The following is an 18,671-nucleotide window of genomic DNA, read 5'->3' on the forward strand; positions in this document are numbered from 1 at the left end:
ATGAACACCAGTTTTAAAGTAAGTTTACTTGTCGCATCTTTGTTTATGGGGCAGGCTTTTGCTGCGGATCTGATTACACAAGAAAATCAGATTCCTCAACTACAAGAGCAGCCTCAACAAGTCACGGTAAGTCAGCGTGTCACTGCACGCTTTACTCAGTCGCACTATCGGCAAATTACGCTAGATGCTGATTTTTCGAGTAAAATTTTTGATCGTTACCTTAATATGATTGATTACAATCATAATATTTTACTCAGTAGCGATATTGCTCAATTTGCGAATAAGAAGACGCAAGTCGGGCAAGAACTGGAATCTGGGAATCTCGATACGTTTTACCAACTGTTTAACTTATCCCAGCGTCGACGTTTCGAGCGCCTTCAGTACGCATTGACTGCGTTGAATAGGCCGATGGACTTCACCTCACACGATACGATCGATTTGGACCGGAGCAAAGCTCCGTGGCCAACATCGACGGATGAGCTGAATAAATTGTGGGATGCTAAAGTCACCTATGATGAACTGACACTTAAGCTTGCTGGCAAGAGTGATCAAGAAATTCGTGATACGCTAACGCGTCGTTACAACGCGGCTTTACGTCGGGTATCACAGACGACAAGTGAAGATGTTTTCCAAACGGCGATGAATGCCTTCGCCCATGAAATTGATCCGCATACAAACTATTTATCACCGCGTAATACCGAACAATTTAACACCGAAATGAGTTTATCCCTTGAAGGGATAGGCGCAGTGTTACAGATGGATGATGATTATGCGATGATTAACTCGATGGTGGCTGGTGGTCCTGCCGCACGAAGTAAAGCGTTGAGTATCGGAGACAAAATAATTGGTGTAGGCCAAGCAGGCGAGCCGATTGAAGATGTTGTCGGCTGGCGTTTGGATGATATTGTTGAGAAAATTAAGGGACCTAAGGGAAGCAAAGTTCGCTTAGAGATCCAACCTGCGACCAAGGGAAGTAAAACGCGTATTATTACGCTTACTCGGGCACGAATTCGTTTAGAAGATCGTGCGGTACAAGGTTCAGTACATCAAGTTGGTACCCACAAAGTTGGGGTGCTCGATATTCCAGGCTTTTATGTGGGATTAACTGATGACGTTAAGGTGCAACTGCAGAAACTTCAAAAGCAGCACGTTGACAGTATCGTTATCGATTTACGGACTAATGGCGGCGGTGCTTTAACAGAAGCAGTTTCATTATCTGGATTATTTATCCCATCAGGCCCGGTGGTACAAGTTCGAGATAATACCGGTAATATTCATCAAGATAGTGATGATGATGGAGTTGTTTACTACGGTGGACCGCTGGTGGTATTGGTCGATAGATTCAGTGCCTCTGCATCTGAAATTTTCTCGGCGGCAATGCAAGATTATGGACGTGCAATCATTATCGGTGAACCCACCTTCGGTAAGGGTACTGTTCAGCAATACCGCTCTTTAAATCGTATTTATGATCAGATGCTACGTCCTGATTGGCCACCATTAGGCTCTGTACAGTATACGATTCAGAAATTCTATCGTATCAATGGCGGAAGTACTCAACGTAAGGGGGTCACCCCTGATATCTTGATGCCAACCGGTGTAGAAGCGATTAAGACCGGCGAAAAGTATGAAGATAATGCATTACCGTGGGATAGCATTAATCCTGCTAAATACTCGCCAATCGCAGATTTACAGCCTTATATTGCAGAGTTACGACGAGAGCATGATGCGCGTATTGCAAAAGATCGTGAATTCCAATATATCATCAAAGATATTCAGCGATTTGATGCGATGAAAGATAAGATGGATATTGTCTCGTTGAACCTTGCTGAACGTCAGAAAGAGAATAATGAAGAAGATCAACTACGATTAGAGCGTATTAATGCACGCTTTCAAGCCGAAGGGAAGAAACCTATCGCTTCCTTGGATGCGCTACCTAAGGATTATAAAGAGCCAGATCCTTACTTAGATGAAAGCGTCGCCATCGCGAATGATCTAGCGATGGCTGAGGCGAAAAATCCGCCACCGCCACTGAATAGCAAGAAATAGTTGATACTCTTAGTCTAACCCGCTTCGGCGGGTTTTTTTTATCGCTTTTCTTTTTAGGGTGTCAGTTAACTCAGACAAACCGAGAGAAGTGTATGACAAAATGTAAAGTTATGTCTTTTCAGTGGGATATCACGGTTTTTCTCTTGAAAACTCTACTCAACAGCCTAGGATAGAGCGAAAATAAGTTCGCGTTCAGCTCTCAAGGAAATATAAACTTCTATGATGCGTATAGTGTTGTTCCTCTGTACTAACCTCGCCGTAATGGCTGTGTTTGGTATCATTCTAAGTTTAACCGGTATCCGTTCAGCCAGCATTCCAGGATTAATGATAATGGCAGGCTTGTTCGGCTTCGGGGGTTCTTTTGTCTCGCTGCTTATGTCTAAATGGATGGCCTTGCGTTCCGTGGGGGGAGAAGTTATTCAACAGCCCCGTAACGATACGGAAAGATGGTTGATGCAGATTGTGACTCAGCAATCTCAGCAAGTCGGCATTACCACACCCCAAGTAGCCATTTATCATGCGCCGGATATCAATGCGTTCGCAACCGGTGCAAGGAAAAATGCGTCGTTAGTTGCTGTGTCTACCGGTCTGCTTCAAAACATGAATCGGGATGAGGCGGAAGCCGTTATCGCACATGAAATTAGTCATATTGCGAATGGTGATATGGTCACTATGACCTTAATTCAAGGGATAGTTAATACCTTTGTTATCTTCATTTCTCGGATTATTGCACAAGTTGCTTCAGGCTTCTTAAGCTCAGATCGTGAAGAAGAAGGGAGCAATGGCAACCCTTTAGTTTACTTCGCGGTGGCAACGGTCTTGGAGTTAGTATTCGGTATATTAGCCAGTATTATTACTATGTGGTTTTCTCGCCATCGTGAGTTTCATGCCGACGCAGGTTCCGCAAAATTGGTTGGACGCGAGAAGATGATAGCAGCGCTCGAGCGTTTGAAAACCAGTTATGAGCCGCAAGAACCAGGCACAATGATGGCGTTTTGTATCAACGGAAAGCAAAAAAGTTTAAGTGACTTATTTATGTCGCATCCACCGCTTGATAAACGTATCGATGCGTTACGCCAAGGTCAGTATCTTAAATAGTCGCGTCGTTGTACGGCTACATTTCCAGCCTATCATTGTTTTTTTTAAAAAGGGGACAGCGTTTATGCGCTGTTTCCGACGTGAATAAATAATCCGCATTAATAAGTCCTCTTCCTGTTAAATATTCACAGCGCAAATTAAACCCCATGTTATTCGCTTCACGATAGGTCAGTATTCCATAATCTGAAATCATCATGATTGCCCAACAACTGAGCACAAGCATGAATAGGCGTGTAAACAGCATTTCTGTCTCCTGAGCGGGATTCGGATTGTGGAAATAGAATGCCTCCCGCATGATGATAAATCGATAAGAGTGCACTGAAAGCACCACAGGTGATAATCCTGATGACCAAGCTGAGGAGAGAGAGTAGAATGAGCGACATTAATAAGATTAACTGTACTTAGGTCGAGAGTATGAATGAATTGATTGCTGGCGGTGGAAGTTATATGTTGCCTGCGTTATTTGCGATTGCTGTGGTATTTTTTTGTGTTGTTGTGTTTGTCTCAATGCGAAAAGCCGTCAGAGCGAACGATCAAATTGCTTTATTGGAAGCATTACTACGAGAACAACGCAAACAGACAAAAATGCTGAACCAATTAATTGAGCTCAGTTGTGAACCTGAGAATGATGTCGCAGAGCAAGAAGAGGCGGTTCAGGTGGTAGAAGAGCCCTCTCATTTAATGTTTCGTGCTGAACGCTAATCACTTTTTTTAGAGTGAGTGGAGCATCAATAGCACATTAACTCGCACTGGCAAGGGTGCAAAATTAATGATTAATATTTAAAATGCTTATCATTAAAAATTCAGTAAAAAGACCTTGCCATTAATAAATTTATATGTGATAACAATTACTAGGATAAACGAGAACAGCACGTTGTTGTATGGTTTTTTGGTTACCGGTTACGAGTCAGTTAAGGTTTTTTGATCTTAGCCTTGTCTGTTGCCATTTAAGAAAAACACTTCATCCAGTATTTCTCGATTTTCTGTAATAACTGCCTCAGGGCAACTTTTTATTTTAAAGGAATTGGTAAAATGGCAAAGATTAAAGGTCAGGTTAAGTGGTTTAACGAATCTAAAGGTTTTGGTTTCATCACTCCTGCAGACGGTAGCAAAGATGTATTCGTACACTTCTCAGCTATCCAAGGTAACGGTTTCAAAACTCTGGCTGAAGGCCAAAATGTTGAGTTTGAAATTCAAGATGGACAAAAAGGTCCAGCAGCAGTTAACGTTACTGCTATCTAATTCTCGGTTTACCGAATAGATTATAAATCCCCGCTTTTGCGGGGATTTTTCTTTGGTTTGTGCGGCGAAACCGCTAAACTGCTCGGCTCAGTTTTCGCTTGGAGCCTCCTTTGTATATTTGTCCATTATGCCAATCCCCCCTAATCGCTGATCGGCAAGGTTATGAGTGTCATCAACGTCACCGTTTCGACCGTGCTAAAGAGGGATATGTCAATCTACTTCCAGTGCAACATAAAGGCTCAAAAGATCCCGGAGACAGCCCTCAAATGTTGCAAGCGCGCCGGCAATTTCTCGATGAAGGCCATTATCAGCCGCTTCGTGATAAGGTGTCGCAACTTCTTGAACAATACCTGCCTACGGATTCGTTATCGACTATCGTTGATTTAGGATGCGGGGAAGGGTATTACACCTCAGCGTTGGTCCACCAACAGCGACAAGTGTATGGTGTTGATGTCGCCAAGTATGCGGTAAAAGCGGCAGCAAAACGCTATCCAGATATCCATTTTAGTGTGGCTTCGGGATATAGACTGCCTTTTGCATCCGGTTCTCTCTCTGCCATCGTAAGAATTTACGCGCCAAGTAAAGCGGAAGAATTAGCCAGAACCTTATGTTCTGGAGGTATTCTTTTGACGGTGACACCGGCGGCACGGCATCTTTGTCAGTTCAAAGCATTAATTTATGATGATGTACAACTGCATGATGAGAAAGATGAAGCACTTAATGATTTTGAATGTTTACTAGACACTACGCTCCACTACCCACTGACTCTTTCAGCAAGCAGTGCGACACAATTGTTGCAGATGACACCCTTTGCTTGGCGAGCCAACCAAACCGTTTGGCAAACGCTGGAAAATAGCGATAGTTTCTATTGCGAAACTGATTTTAGAATACGGGTATGGCGTAAACTGTGATAACCGTTTACAGCATCAAAATGTAAAGGTACGCAAAAATTTTGACGAATTTATTGCACCTGATAAAGTAAAGTTTCTTATTACAACTAGGAGTATAGGGTTAACCCCACACTATGGATCGTCACCGAGGTCTTTTTCTATTTCCCACATCGCAGCTATTACTCTGCATCTATCCTTTACCTTATGTAGAACCTAAAACCATTATGGTGAAAACCAGCGGGGGGAGCGACTCATGGAGTTCTTATTAGACCCGTCAATATTAGCCGGTTTACTGGCTCTAATTGTTTTAGAGATCGTATTAGGCATTGATAACCTAGTTTTTGTTGCGATCCTCTCCGATAAATTACCGCCTGCTCAACGCGATAAAGCGAGAATTATTGGGTTGAGTTTAGCGCTCGTAATGCGGTTGGTACTCTTATCGGTGATGTCGTGGTTAGTCACGTTGACGAAACCTCTATTCCATGTTGCACAATTTGCTTTTTCCGCCCGAGACCTGATTATGCTGGTGGGTGGCATATTTTTGTTATTTAAAGCTACCACGGAGTTGCACGAACGGTTAGAGAGCCCCGTAGAGATAGAACAGGCAAATAAAGGCTATGCGGGATTTTGGGCTGTTGTCGTCCAAATTGTTATCCTTGACGCCGTTTTTTCTCTGGATGCGGTCGTCACAGCCGTCGGTATGGTCAGCCATCTTTGGGTCATGATGACCGCAGTCGTCATCGCAATGATCTTAATGTTAATTGCGTCGAAGCCGTTAACGCGTTTTGTCAATGCTCATCCTACTGTAGTCGTACTCTGTTTAAGCTTTCTCTTAATGATTGGCCTGAGTTTAGTGGCTGAAGGCTTTGGATTTCATATTCCGAAAGGGTACCTTTATGCGGCGATTGGTTTCTCAATTGTTATTGAATTCTTCAATCAAGTCGCACGTCGTAATTTCCTGAAATCAGAAGCACGACGTCCCATGCGTGAACGTACCGCCGATGCGATTTTACGCCTTATGGGAAGCCGTTATCGGATGGCCTCACAACCCGCTTCCGGCGAAGAGAGCGGTGAAAACACCCAAGCATCTCGCACCTTCAAAGATGAAGAGCGCTTTATGATTAATGGCGTACTCACGCTTGCCTCACGTTCGATACGTAGCTTGATGACGCCTCGGAATCAAATATCTTGGGTTGATGCAGAAGCCTCTATTGATGATATTCGGGTGCAGTTACTCGATACGCCACACAGCCTTTTTCCCGTTGCACGTGGTGAGTTAGATGAAATTATCGGTGTTGTTCGTGCTAAAGAGCTATTAGTCGCTCTTGATCATCAAATAGATGTGGCAGCCTTTGCAGCGCGCACACCTGCGATGATTGTACCCGATACCCTTGATCCCATTAATTTATTAGCAGTACTGCGCCGTGCTAAAGGCAGCATTGTGATGATCACTAATGAATTTGGTGTGGTACAAGGATTGGTCACGCCTTTAGATGTGCTTGAAGCGATTGCGGGTGAATTTCCTGATGAAGATGAAACCCCTGATATTGTCGCCGAAGGTGATGGCTGGTTAGTGAAGGGCGGAACGGATCTTCATGCTTTGGAGCAGCATCTCAATGTGTATGATCTGGTCGATGACACTCATACTCATGCCTCACTAGCCGGTTTATTAATTGCCCAAGCAGGACAACTCCCGGTAGAAGGTGATGTGATCCGCCTTGGTACTCTCGATTTCACGGTATTACAAGTCAACGATTATCGTGTCGATTTGGTTAGAGTGACTCAGCACCAAGATACAATAATGAGCGAAGAATCCCCCTAACTTGACGTAGAGTAAAGAGGCCGTAATTTCGGCCTCTTTTTCTAATCACACTGTACTTTGATGGCCAACCCACCTCGTGACGTCTCTCGGTATTTCGCATTCATATCTTTCCCGGTTTCGTACATCGTTTCGATAACTTTGTCGAGAGAGACGCGTGCTTCGCTAGTACGACGGAGTGCCATTCGGGCCGAATTAATCGCTTTTACTGCCGCAATAGCATTGCGCTCAATGCAGGGCACCTGCACTTGGCCGGCAACAGGATCACAGGTTAGCCCTAAGTTATGTTCCATACCAATTTCTGCCGCAACACAGACTTGCTCAGGACTGGCGCCTAACAATTCGGCAAGCCCGGCTGCCGCCATCGAACAAGCAACGCCAACCTCGCCTTGACAACCGACCTCAGCTCCGGAAATTGAAGCATTCATCTTATATAAAATACCAATAGCGCCGGAAGCTAAGAAATAGCGACGTGCAATATCTGCCGTCACCGGTTCAATAAATTGATCATAATAAGCAAGTACTGCGGGGACGATACCACAGGCGCCATTGGTCGGTGCTGTCACTACTCGTCCTCCTGCCGCATTTTCTTCATTGACAGCCAAGGCAAACATATTAACCCAATCGATAACATTCATTGGATCATTATTATGACGATGATTCGCCACCAATAAACGACGCAGTGGCGCAGCCCTTCGTGGGACTCTTAACGGACCGGGGAGTACCCCTTCAGTATTTAATCCACGGTCGATACATGCCTGCATTGCTGCCCATATTGCAGAAAAGTAATCATTGATTTCAGACTCAGTATGCACAGCTAATTCATTTTTGAGTACGAGCGCTGACAAAGAGAGTCCGGTCTGATGGCAGGCTTCTAGCATTTCGAGAGCAGAATGAAACGGGTATGGAACGTTTACTGTATCCAGTACAGACTGACCGAATTGCGACGCTTCAACGATAAATCCTCCCCCAATGGAATAAAAGGTTTCGGAAAAAAGCCGTGTATTGTTATGCCAAGCAGTGAAGGTTAGGCCGTTTTCGTGCAACGAGAGCGCGGTGGTGTGAAAGATTAGATCGTTTTGTTCGCTAAAATCAATTTCGTGTTGGCCCAGTGCAAGAAGCAAGCGTTGGCGGCTACGCAGGTCATTGATAAAAATCGGAATCATATCAATATTCACCGTATCGGGAGATTCACCGGCGAGTCCCATAATGATAGCTGTATCAGTATGGTGGCCACGCCCTGTCAATGACAGTGAGCCGTAAATATCGACGGTCACGCGTGTTACCTGCGCTAAATTCTGTTGGGTAATTAGCGTGTCGACAAAACGTTTTCCTGCTTTCATTGGACCTACTGTATGCGAGCTAGAAGGGCCAATACCAATTTTAAACATATCAAAAACACTAATCACGTGATGTTACCTTTTGTCGACAAACGTTCTATTCCCTCCTGCGAGGGTTAATTATCGAGGATTATATCACCACAGCAGATAAATAAGTGTAACTCCTTATCCCTAAGCGTTGTTTGTTCTGCCTTTTAGGTCTGTTCTGGTTTATTCGGGAAACATCGCGACGTGTTGAGACAGTCTATAAAGAATAGTGGCTGTCATTCCCCAAACCATCGGCTCGGAGTGGCGCAAGAAATGACAGATCTGCGTTGTGTGGTGCCGAGTGATGGGAAGGGCTACATAAGAATGTGGTTTTAATAGCATTGCAAGAGGGAGCTGGAAAATTTTAGCCACTTCATCAGTATTCGCCGTGAGGGTAATATTTGGCGCGACGTAGCCAATAAATGGCTTAACTCTCTGTCCAGCACGGCTATTTATGGTAGGAAGTGGCCCAATCAGGGTGATTTTATCGGCGGGAATACCGATCTCTTCATAGGTTTCGCGCAGAGCCGTGTTAAGCAGTGATGCGTTGCTAGGATCGCGCTTCCCTCCTGGAAACGCGACCTGTCCAGCATGATGACGCAAGTGATAGCTTCGCTGGGTGAAGAGCATGGTCGGAGTCTGTGGATGCTGAATAATAAGCAAGAGCACCGCTGCGGAGTGCGGTAAAGCATTGTGGTCAGGATTTTCCATCACGTTTAGTCTATAACGAGTGATAAATTGTGCTAATAGACTATTCATCTGCCTGACCTAGCTTGGAAAGAATGGGCAGTATTTTACTGACTTTGTGAAAAGTTTCCTGATACTCCTCTTCCCATTGACTGTCTGCAACAATGCCTCCCCCAGCAGAGCAATAGAGGGTCTGTTTTTCCGCAATAAGCGTTCGTATTGTAATACTGGTATCCATATTCCCGCAGCGACTGATAAATCCAATACTGCCACACCACGCATTACGTCGATGAGGCTCAAGTTCATCGATAATTTCCATTGCACGTATTTTAGGTGCCCCCGTAATGGAACCACCCGGAAAACAGGCACGCAATAACTGAGTAACTGCAACGGAATCTGGCAGGATACCTCTGACCGTGCTGACCAAGTGATGGACAGCAGGAAAGGTTTCGATAGCAAAGAGCGCGGGAACGTTAACTGAACCCGGTGAAGCGATTCTGCCAATATCGTTACGTAACAGATCAACAATCATCAAATTTTCAGCACGATTTTTAATCGAGTTAGCTAACCATTCGCGTTGTAGTTGATCGCGCTTTGGATCAGGATCACGCGGTACTGTGCCTTTAATGGGTTTAGTTTCGATCACCTTTTCTTCAACTTTAATAAAACGTTCGGGTGAGAAACTTAAAATCGTACTGTTAGGCAACCGTAGAAAGGCACTGAACGGGGCTCTATTTGACTGACTTAATTGCTGATAAGCCTGCCATTCACACCCTTGATAACTCGCTTTAAAGCGTTGCGCAAGGTTAATCTGGTAACAGTCCCCCGCGAGAATATACGCTTGCACCTGTTCAAACTTCTGTCGATACGCTTGCGCATCCAGGTTACTCTGCCAAGCTGAGGTCAAAGAAAAATTAACGGTTTCACGTCGTTTCTGTGAGTGCAACCAGTCAAGACGCGTATTTGCATCCGATAAGCTAATTAATGTCAGTGTTTTGAGATGGTGATCAGCAATCAGCGCCCAATCATAAATACCTACGGCCATATCTGGGCAATCGAGATCCGATACGGCTTGTTCAGGTAATGTTTCAAATCGACGGCCCAGATCGTAGCCCCAGAGGCCAACCGCCCCGCCACTGAAGGGCGATGAGGGAGTCGTCACCCTCGGTAAAAGGCTGAGTGCGCGTTCAATCAGCGTCATAGGGTCATCGTTGGAACAAGTGATATGATCACCGGTTTGCAGAAACGTTTCGCGCCCATAGGTGACTAGGGTAGATAAAGGATCAGCGGTCAAGATATCGTAACGAGCATCTGGATGTGATGCCTGTGAGGAGCTGAGCAACATTGCCCAAGGTAAATGGGCAATGCGTGAAAACCATGTTTCAATGGCAGCTTGATGATAAGATAGGGAAATACTTTCAGGTGACATAAGCGTCATTACTCAAGAGGTTCTTAATGTTCAACGGATTACCCGCATTATCACATCAGCAACAGCAACAGGCGGTCGAGCGTATCCAGCAATTGATGTCTGAAGGACTATCTAGTGGCCAAGCAATCGCTCAAGTTGCTCAGGAAATCCGTGAAACCTATCAAGGGGAGCCGCAGCTCGCCCGCTTTGATGAAGACGATGAATAGTCGTCCTTTATAAAGCCGCAATAATTTTTATTTCGACCTTATAACGTGGATCCATTAATCCAGCCAGAACCGTACAACGTACAGGGGCGTTATCAGGGGAGACCCAAGCGTCCCAAGCTTGATTCATGGCGGCGAAATCAGCGTGGTCGGTAATGAAAATTGTGGCGTCTAGAATTTTTGATTTATCACTACCGACACGCGTCAGTATGCGGTCGATGACGGCTAGGGCATTCTCTGTCTGGGCAAAGGCATCCGCTTCAAGATTTTCAGGCACACTGGTGTAGTAGACCGTTTGATTATAAATAACGGCTTCGGACATGCGGTGTTCAGGGTCAAGGCGTTGAATAGTCATCTGTTACTCCATATTTTTCTTCAGACTGACATAAGCGAGAAAAAATGTCATCACTAATCCGCACCCCTCAAGGGGGATATCCAGTGAAGGTGAAAGTTTGAACGACGATTTTTCACAAGAAGGAACACTGGTTAATGCTATACCGGGGTTTCGCGCGCGTCAGGCGCAACAAATCATGGCGCAAGCTATCACTCAAGCTGTCAAAACCGCATCAACGCTATTAGTTGAGGCAGGGACGGGAACAGGTAAAACCTTTGCTTATCTGGTGCCTGCTCTTCGTTCTGGGAAAAAAGCAATCATTTCAACGGGTTCTCGGGCACTTCAAGACCAGTTATATCACCGAGATTTACCCACAATCGTCAATGCTCTGCAATTTTGCGGTAAAACGGCTATCTTAAAAGGCCGCAGTAATTATTTATGTCTGGAGCGCCTCGATGCCCAAAATAGTGCTGGCGGTGATCTTCCGGTACAACAACTTTCTGAACTGGTGAATGTACGCGCTTGGGCAAGCGTGACCGAGGAAGGCGATACTAGCCAATGTGCCGCGGTACCTGAGGATAGTCCCTTATGGCCATTAGTCACCAGCACAAATGATAATTGTCTGGGGAGTGATTGCCCACAATACGAGCACTGTTATGTGGTCAAAGCACGTAAACGTGCGCTCGAGGCGGATATCATTGTCGTTAATCACCACCTTTTCTTAGCCGATTTAGTTGTGAAAGAAGGGGGATTTGGTGAGCTTATCCCCGAAGCTGAGATAATGGTATTTGATGAAGCCCATCAACTTCCCGATATTGCGAGTCAATATTTTGGCCAACAATTAACCAGTCGGCAGTTACAGGATTTAGCCAGAGATATCATTATTGCTTATCGAACAGAAGTTCGTGATGTCACTCAGCTACAAAAAGCGGCGGATAGATTAGCCCAAGCCACGCAGGATTTTCGGTTAATGTTGGGTGAGCCAGGGTTTCGCGGGAATCTACGTACTTTACTGGCAGATCAACGCCAATTACGTATGCACTATTTACTCGATGATGCACTGGAACTGTGTTACGACGTGATTAAACTCAATCTTGGTCGAAGTGCATTATTGGATGCGGCTTTTGATCGGGCAGGCCAGTATCGTAATCGTTTAAAGCGGTTAAATAACACTCAGGAACCGGGCTACAGCTACTGGTATGAATGCAGTCGGTATCACTTTACCCTCGCGTTGACACCATTAAGTGTTGCTGAACGTTTTCAAGAAATCATGAAAGCGCGAAAAACCAGCTGGATATTTACTTCTGCGACACTCGCCGTGAAGGGTGAAATGGACTATTTCGCTCAACGATTAGGCGTCTCGGACGCAGAACAACTCATGCTAGAAAGCCCATTTGATTACGCACGACAGACGTTACTTTGTGTTCCGCGTTATTTAGCGGAAACCCGACAAGCCAGGAATGCAGAGCAGTTAGTCTCTCGATTAACCCCATTAATTGAAGCGAATGATGGCCGTTGCTTTTTCCTGTGCACGTCCTATCAGATGATGCGTGAGCTAGCTGGTTTATTTCGTGAACAGTTGCAGCGGCCGGTGTTACTACAAGGTGAAACCAGTAAAGGCCAATTATTAGCGCAATTTCTTTCAGCCGGGAATGCACTGCTTATTGCGACCAATAGCTTTTGGGAAGGTGTCGATGTGCGTGGTGATGCGTTATCAATGGTCATTATTGATAAACTCCCTTTCGCTTCCCCAGAAGACCCATTACTCAAAGCGCGGATGGAAGATGCACAACTTAAAGGCAATGATCCTTTTTACCATGTGCAACTACCGGACGCGGTAATTGCCTTGAAACAGGGAGTGGGGCGATTGATTCGTGATGAACAAGATAGGGGAGTAGTGATCATCTGTGACAGTCGATTAGTGACTCGGGCTTATGGAGAAATTTTTATCAAAAGCCTTCCCAATTGCCCACGTACTCGTGATCTGGATGTTGTTCTTGACTTCATTGACCGACAATGAGCCCACTTTCACTCTCACTGAACTCTGTGTAAACTTGCCATCAAGAAAAGCGCTCGACAACAATGAAGAACAATTTAATGACTGATTACTCTCTAACGACACGGCTTTTGGCATTGGATACTGCCACTGAAGCCTGTTCGGTCGCATTATTAGACAATAATAAAATCTCTGCTGAATTTGCCCTAACACCTCGTGAACATACGCAACGTATTCTGCCAATGATTGAACAATCATTGTTGACCCATAAGCTAAAGCTGCAGCAGCTTGACGCTTTAGTCTGCTGTTTGGGCCCTGGCAGTTTTACGGGGGTTAGAATTGGAATTGGGATTGCTCAAGGTCTCGCCTATGGGGCAAAAATTCCATTAATTGGGGTGTCTAGTCTTGAAACCTTGGCGCAAGGCGCCTGGCGTTTACATCGTGCCGAGCGTGTGCTGGTGGCGATCGATGCACGCATGGACGAGGTTTATTGGGCAGTCTACGAACGTGACGCGAAAGGCGTTTGGCAGGGTAAAGAGACTGAACAGGTGCTATCTCCGCAAGCGGCGATCGAGCAAATGGCTGGACTCTCGGGTAAATGGCTGACTGCAGGCACGGGCTGGCAAGCCTACCCGCAGTTACTTCAGGGACATACGCTACACTTACAGCCAAGTGACAGTTTATTACCCCATGCTGAGGATATGCTACCCTTAGCATATCGCCTCTGGTTAGCCAATAGCGTGACCAATCCGGCTGAAATCGAACCTGTCTATCTACGTAATGAAGTGACTTGGAAAAAGCTACCCGGGCGCTGATATTCACCGGAAACTTTTCATTAATCAATTTGTCTACAGTCACAGTCTGATAGGGGAGTGCGTTATGAAATTTTATCGCCGTGCTGTAATGGCTTGTATTTTACCGTTAGTTTTTTTGACGGGCTGTGTCTCAATTCCGAAATCGATCCAAGGAAATTCCCCTGTACCGCAGCAAGATTTTGTTCGGGTTATGAGCGCCCCTGCATTATACATTGGACAGGAATCTCGTTTCGGTGGAAAGGTTATCCATGTGACGAATCGCGATAATTTAACCCGCGTCGAGTTATTGGTTCAACCCTTAGATGAAGATGCTCGCCCTATCTTAGGGTCTTCATCGTTAGGCCGTTTATATGCTGACATTCCAAGTTTTGTCGATCCGGCCGAACTTACCAATCAGTATGTGACGGTGTTGGGGTTTATACAGCGTGTTGAGCCGGGGAAAATAGACCAACAACGTTACTCTTTTCTGGTGATCAATGTAACGGGATATCAGCGTTGGCATCTGACTCAGCAGGTCATGTCGCCGCCGATGCCCATTGATCCTTGGGTAGGCTATGGCCCACGCTATGGGCGTCGCGGTTTTATTGATCCTTGGTGGGGATATTCGATGCCAGGACCAATGCCAGTGCAGACCTTTTTATCCGAATAAAAGTCAATGCAGTAGCCGGTCGCCGCCGTCGTCGACCGGTTTTTTTTATGGACAATCGAGAAGGTCACACAATGCTCAAGTGTGGCTACCGATTTTAACAAGGGAAGTATTATGACCGATACACATCAGGGCTTAACACGCCAACCTTCGCAATTATTCTCAAAACTTGTTGCTCAGGAGCGTATCACTCAGCATTATTCGTCGTTATTAGCGATGTTTGAACAGTCGGTAGGCCGATATGCCAACCATATAGCATTTAGTAATTTAGGGGCATCACTCAGCTATCGTCAGCTTGATGAACGGAGTCGAGATCTCGCTGCATACTTCCAGCATACGCTTGGCGTGGCAGTTGGACAGCGTGTGGGCGTGATGTTACCCAACTGTTTACAGTATCCTATTGTATTTTTTGCTCTTATTCGCTGTGGGGCCATCGCTGTCAATATTAATCCGCTTTATACTGCTCGTGAGCTTCGTCATCAACTTAATGATAGTGGGGCGAATACCGTAGTCATTATGAGTAATTTTGCTCATACCCTTGAGGCGGTCATTGAAGAAAGTCCCGTAAAGCATGTGATAGTGACGGAATTGGGGGATGAGCATCCGATACTGCGTCGGACGTTGATCAATTTTACGCTGAATCATGTCAAAAAGAAGGTTCCTAGATGGCAACTTCCCCATCAACAGTATCGTCATTGTCTTGCTAAGGGAAAGTCTTTGCCCTATCAACGACCGAGTCTTACCCTTGATGATATTGCATTACTCCAATATACAGGAGGCACTACCGGGGTTGCCAAAGGCGCAATGCTGACGCACGGTAATTTGCTAGCAAATATAGAGCAGATCAAGAAGGTGTATGGTGATAGGCTTAGTTTGGGTGAAGAACGAATACTAAGTGTACTGCCGCTTTATCATATTTTTGCGTTGATGATTAACTGTTTGTTATTTGTGGAGTTGGGGGGGAGTAATTTATTAATTACCAATCCTATCGATATTGATAATTGGGTGAAGTCATTAAAGAAATATAAATTTACGGTGATCTCAGGTGTCAACACACTTTATACACGGCTTTTTAATCATGCAATGTTTCGTCAGCTTGACTTTTCATCATTAAAAATCAGTGTCGCGGGGGGAATGCCGATGCAACCGGATATCGCACAAAAGTGGCAAACATTAACGGGTTCTAGCATTATTGAAGGTTATGGTTTAACAGAATGTTCGCCATTGGTAACCGTGAATGCACTCTCTACCAACACATTTACCGGAACGATCGGTGTACCTATCGCCTCGACAGAAATTATGTTGCTTTCTGAACAGTCAGAACCGGTTCCTCTCGGTCAGCCGGGTGAGCTTTGCGTGCGTGGCCCACAAGTGATGAAAGGGTATTGGCAGCAACCTAGTGAAACGGCAGCTGTGATGGATGCGAATGGGTGGCTTCATACCGGCGATATTGCGCTTATCACCGAACAAGGGGTGGTAAAACTTGTTGATCGGAAGAAAAATATTATTCTCGTTTCTGGATTTAATGTTTATCCCAGCGAAATAGAATCTGTATTGAATGCTCATCCTCTTATCGATGAATCTGCGGCGATTGGCGTACCTGATGAGGTAAGTGGTGAAGCCGTAAAAATCTTTGTGGTTCGCAATGATAGGGGGGTAACGGCAGAGCAGATCATCCTTTACTGCCGCGAACAATTAACGGGCTATAAAGTCCCAAAACTGATTGAATTTCGTGATAGTTTACCTAAAAACCCCTTAGGTAAAATTTTACGCCATACACTTACTACCGCGACAACGACTGAACCAACGCGGTAACTGTAGTACATTGAGATTGAGAGAGACTATGTTGAGTTATCGTTTTATTAATACTGATCAGCAATTAGCCGATTGTTGTCAGGATGTACAGGACGTAGACGCTATTGCTCTGGATACAGAGTTTGTCCGGACACGTACCTATTTTCCTTTGCTTGGCTTGATTCAACTGAACGATGGCAAACAAGTAAGTTTAATCGACCCGTTACCAATTACCGATTGGCAACCCTTTATTGACGTGCTGAGTAATAAAAAAATTATTAAGTATCTTCATGCCGGAGGGGAGGATTTAGAGGTTTTTCTCAATCGTTTCGGGATTGTACCTCAGCCGATGGTCGATACACAGACTATGGCCGCTTTTTTAGGGCATCCACCCTCTTGGGGATTTGCAGCTATGGTGGCGGAATATACGGGTATTCAACTTGATAAGAGTGAGTCTCGTACGGATTGGTTAGCTCGCCCTCTGACCGAGAAGCAGTGCCAATATGCCGCTGCGGATGTGCACTATTTATTACCTATAGCAAAACAGTTACATCAACAAGCCTTGGAACAGGGACAGTTTGCGTTTATAGAAAGTGAATGCAGTTTACAAATTCGTCGGCGTCAGCAAACGATAGACCCTGCATTCGCATACCAAGAAATTTCGCAAGCGTGGCAGCTGAAACCTCGTCAATTAGCAGTATTACGCTGCTTGGCTGAGTGGCGATTAGAGTACGCGCGCCAGCATAATATGGCGGTCAATTTTGTTGTTAAAGAAGAAATGCTTTGGAAAACAGCACGCTTTTGTCCGACTTCATTGGCAGAATTGCGCGAATTAGGCGCCACAGGGCCAGAAATTCGTTTTCACGGTGAAAAATTAGTTGCGCTTGTGAAAGAGGGACAAGCTATTCCTGAGGATCAGCTCCCGAAGCCCTTGAAAAACTTGATTGAATTGCCGAATTATCGCTCTTTATTTGCTGAACTAAAAGAAGCTGTGAAACAGGTAAGTGTCAGCAGTGGCTATAGCCAAGAGATACTTGCTTCACGGCGTCAAATTAATCAATTGATTAGCGCGCATTGGCAATTGAAGCCCAGTGAAAATCAGCCAGAGCTTCTTTATGGCTGGAGAGGCGAATTACTGGGCCCCAAGCTCAATCAAATTTTAGCAAACTATTAATCAAGAAGGGCGGTATAACTACCGCTCTTCCTTATTGATTACTTAGCCACTTCTTCTGCTTCAGCTTCTGGTAACGTCACGTTCAATTCAAGAATGGAAATGTCTTCTCCTTTCTGATCGAGCTGAACCGTTACCATATCAGGATCAATTTTAACGTACTTACAAATGACTTCTAGAATATCGCGCTTTAGTTGAGGAAGGTAATGGGGTTCACTGTCTCCACGACGACGTTCAGCAACAATAATTTGTAATCGTTCTTTCGCGATATTCGCGGTATTTTTTTTTCGGGATAAAAAGAAATCTAACAGCGCCATAGTCTATCCCCCAAATAGGCGTTTTAGGAAACCCTTCTTCTCTTCTTCGATAAAGCGGAAGGGACGTTCTTCGCCGAGCAAGCGTTCAACCGTATCACTGTATGCACGACCTGCATCTGATGCTTCATCTAAGATCACCGGTTCACCTTGGTTAGAGGCCCGTAATACGGATTGATCTTCAGGAATAACACCAATTAAAGGAATATGTAATATTTCTAAAACATCTTCCATGCTTAACATATCGCCACGATTAACACGACCTGCGTTATAGCGAGTGAGAAGAAGATGTTCTTTAACCGGTGTTTCCCCTTTTTCAGCACGGCGGGATTTTGACGCAATAATTCCCAAAATCCGGTCTGAGTCGCGGACTGATGAAACTTCCGGGTTAGTGGTAATGATCGCTTCATCAGCGAAGTAGAGGGCCATTAACGCACCCGTTTCAATACCTGCTGGGGAGTCGCAAACAATGAAATCAAAGTTCATTTTCTTTAATTCATTCAGAACTTTTTCTACACCTTCGTAATTCAAGGCATCTTTATCACGCGTTTGTGAAGCCGGGAGGATGTATAAGGTTTCAGTGCGCTTATCTTTGATAAGTGCTTGATTTAGGGTTGCATCTCCCTGAATCACGTTGACGAAGTCATACACAACACGGCGCTCACAACCCATGATGAGATCGAGATTACGCAGACCAATATCAAAATCGATAACGACTGTTTTTTTTCCTTTGCGGGCGAGTCCCGTTGCGATGGCTGCGCTTGACGTGGTTTTACCAACGCCCCCTTTACCCGATGTAACTACAATTATGCGTGCCATA

General features: G+C 45.1%; 19 protein-coding genes. 12 read left to right on the plus strand and 7 right to left on the minus strand.

Annotation, left to right across the window (positions count from 1 at the left end; genetic code table 11):
• Positions 1-2,046 (plus strand): carboxy terminal-processing peptidase, encoded by a 2,046-nt coding sequence (prc, locus tag HGT73_RS02605; RefSeq protein ID WP_214212120.1) that lies wholly within the window; start codon positions 1-3, stop codon positions 2,044-2,046.
• A 219-nt stretch (positions 2,047-2,265) separates the two neighbouring features.
• Positions 2,266-3,144: a protease HtpX gene (gene htpX / locus HGT73_RS02610; protein WP_214212121.1), complete on the plus strand. Its 879-nt coding sequence runs from the start codon at positions 2,266-2,268 to the stop codon at positions 3,142-3,144.
• 16 nt (positions 3,145-3,160) lie between these two features.
• Here the strand turns inward: htpX and HGT73_RS02615 are convergent, their stop codons facing one another.
• A complete protein-coding gene (locus tag HGT73_RS02615; RefSeq protein ID WP_214212122.1) occupies positions 3,161-3,388 on the minus strand; it encodes a YobH family protein in 228 nt (75 codons plus the stop codon).
• 170 nt (positions 3,389-3,558) lie between these two features.
• Here HGT73_RS02615 and HGT73_RS02620 point away from each other — a divergent pair, with 170 nt between their 5' ends.
• The 4 genes from HGT73_RS02620 to HGT73_RS02635 all read left to right on the plus strand — a co-directional run bounded on the left by HGT73_RS02620 (position 3,559) and on the right by HGT73_RS02635 (position 7,098).
• Positions 3,559-3,846, plus strand: a complete 288-nt coding sequence (locus HGT73_RS02620) for a YebO family protein (RefSeq protein WP_214212123.1) — start codon at positions 3,559-3,561, stop codon at positions 3,844-3,846.
• Positions 3,847-4,176: 330 nt separating this feature from the next.
• Positions 4,177-4,386 carry a transcription antiterminator/RNA stability regulator CspE gene (gene cspE, locus HGT73_RS02625; protein WP_001062678.1) on the plus strand — a complete coding sequence of 70 codons (210 nt, stop codon included), beginning with the start codon at positions 4,177-4,179 and terminating at the stop codon, positions 4,384-4,386.
• 110 nt (positions 4,387-4,496) lie between these two features.
• The gene (gene rlmA, locus HGT73_RS02630; protein WP_214212124.1) at positions 4,497-5,297 is read left to right on the plus strand and encodes a 23S rRNA (guanine(745)-N(1))-methyltransferase; all 801 of its coding nucleotides are present in this window, start codon (positions 4,497-4,499) and stop codon (positions 5,295-5,297) included.
• A 232-nt stretch (positions 5,298-5,529) separates the two neighbouring features.
• The gene (locus HGT73_RS02635; protein ID WP_214212125.1) at positions 5,530-7,098 is read left to right on the plus strand and encodes a TerC family protein; all 1,569 of its coding nucleotides are present in this window, start codon (positions 5,530-5,532) and stop codon (positions 7,096-7,098) included.
• 41 nt (positions 7,099-7,139) lie between these two features.
• Here HGT73_RS02635 and HGT73_RS02640 read toward each other — a convergent pair whose 3' ends face one another.
• The 3 genes from HGT73_RS02640 to pabB form a co-directional block, all read right to left on the minus strand.
• Positions 7,140-8,504, minus strand: coding sequence for an L-serine ammonia-lyase (locus HGT73_RS02640; RefSeq protein ID WP_214212126.1), 1,365 nt, complete (start codon positions 8,502-8,504; stop codon positions 7,140-7,142).
• Positions 8,505-8,645: 141 nt separating this feature from the next.
• Positions 8,646-9,221 carry a CoA pyrophosphatase gene (locus HGT73_RS02645; protein ID WP_214212127.1) on the minus strand — a complete coding sequence of 192 codons (576 nt, stop codon included), beginning with the start codon at positions 9,219-9,221 and terminating at the stop codon, positions 8,646-8,648.
• On the minus strand, positions 9,214-10,578 hold the full coding sequence (gene pabB / locus HGT73_RS02650; RefSeq protein WP_214212128.1) for an aminodeoxychorismate synthase component 1: 1,365 nt from the start codon (positions 10,576-10,578) through the stop codon (positions 9,214-9,216). Before pabB ends, HGT73_RS02645 begins: the two co-directional genes overlap by 8 nt.
• A 26-nt stretch (positions 10,579-10,604) precedes the next feature.
• On the opposite strand from pabB, the gene HGT73_RS02655 reads away from it, so the two are divergent.
• On the plus strand, positions 10,605-10,784 hold the full coding sequence (locus HGT73_RS02655) for a YoaH family protein (protein ID WP_214212129.1): 180 nt from the start codon (positions 10,605-10,607) through the stop codon (positions 10,782-10,784).
• Positions 10,785-10,791: 7 nt separating this feature from the next.
• On the opposite strand, the gene HGT73_RS02660 is transcribed toward HGT73_RS02655, so the two are convergent.
• The gene (locus tag HGT73_RS02660) at positions 10,792-11,136 is read right to left on the minus strand and encodes a RidA family protein (protein WP_214212130.1); all 345 of its coding nucleotides are present in this window, start codon (positions 11,134-11,136) and stop codon (positions 10,792-10,794) included.
• A gap of 97 nt (positions 11,137-11,233) precedes the next feature.
• Between HGT73_RS02660 and HGT73_RS02665 the strand changes: the two genes are divergently transcribed.
• The 5 genes from HGT73_RS02665 (at position 11,234) to rnd (ending at position 17,540) form a co-directional block, all read left to right on the plus strand.
• The gene (locus tag HGT73_RS02665) at positions 11,234-13,135 is read left to right on the plus strand and encodes an ATP-dependent DNA helicase (RefSeq protein WP_214212131.1); all 1,902 of its coding nucleotides are present in this window, start codon (positions 11,234-11,236) and stop codon (positions 13,133-13,135) included.
• A 77-nt stretch (positions 13,136-13,212) separates the two neighbouring features.
• Positions 13,213-13,926 (plus strand): tRNA (adenosine(37)-N6)-threonylcarbamoyltransferase complex dimerization subunit type 1 TsaB, encoded by a 714-nt coding sequence (gene tsaB / locus HGT73_RS02670; protein ID WP_214212132.1) that lies wholly within the window; start codon positions 13,213-13,215, stop codon positions 13,924-13,926.
• A 64-nt stretch (positions 13,927-13,990) separates the two neighbouring features.
• Complete coding sequence (locus HGT73_RS02675) at positions 13,991-14,575, plus strand: Slp family lipoprotein (protein ID WP_214212133.1); 585 nt, start codon at positions 13,991-13,993, stop codon at positions 14,573-14,575.
• Positions 14,576-14,686: 111 nt separating this feature from the next.
• Positions 14,687-16,387, plus strand: a complete 1,701-nt coding sequence (locus HGT73_RS02680) for an AMP-binding protein (RefSeq protein WP_214212134.1) — start codon at positions 14,687-14,689, stop codon at positions 16,385-16,387.
• Positions 16,388-16,418: 31 nt separating this feature from the next.
• On the plus strand, positions 16,419-17,540 hold the full coding sequence (gene rnd / locus HGT73_RS02685) for a ribonuclease D (protein WP_241607667.1): 1,122 nt from the start codon (positions 16,419-16,421) through the stop codon (positions 17,538-17,540).
• A 38-nt stretch (positions 17,541-17,578) separates the two neighbouring features.
• Here rnd and minE read toward each other — a convergent pair whose 3' ends face one another.
• On the minus strand, positions 17,579-17,854 hold the full coding sequence (gene minE, locus HGT73_RS02690; RefSeq protein ID WP_214212136.1) for a cell division topological specificity factor MinE: 276 nt from the start codon (positions 17,852-17,854) through the stop codon (positions 17,579-17,581).
• Between the two features lie 3 nt (positions 17,855-17,857).
• Positions 17,858-18,670 (minus strand): septum site-determining protein MinD, encoded by an 813-nt coding sequence (gene minD, locus HGT73_RS02695; RefSeq protein WP_214212137.1) that lies wholly within the window; start codon positions 18,668-18,670, stop codon positions 17,858-17,860.
• Between the last annotated feature and the right edge of the window lies 1 nt (position 18,671).

This window comes from Rosenbergiella australiborealis, from assembly GCF_018494035.1.
Lineage (GTDB): Bacteria > Pseudomonadota > Gammaproteobacteria > Enterobacterales > Enterobacteriaceae > Rosenbergiella > Rosenbergiella australiborealis.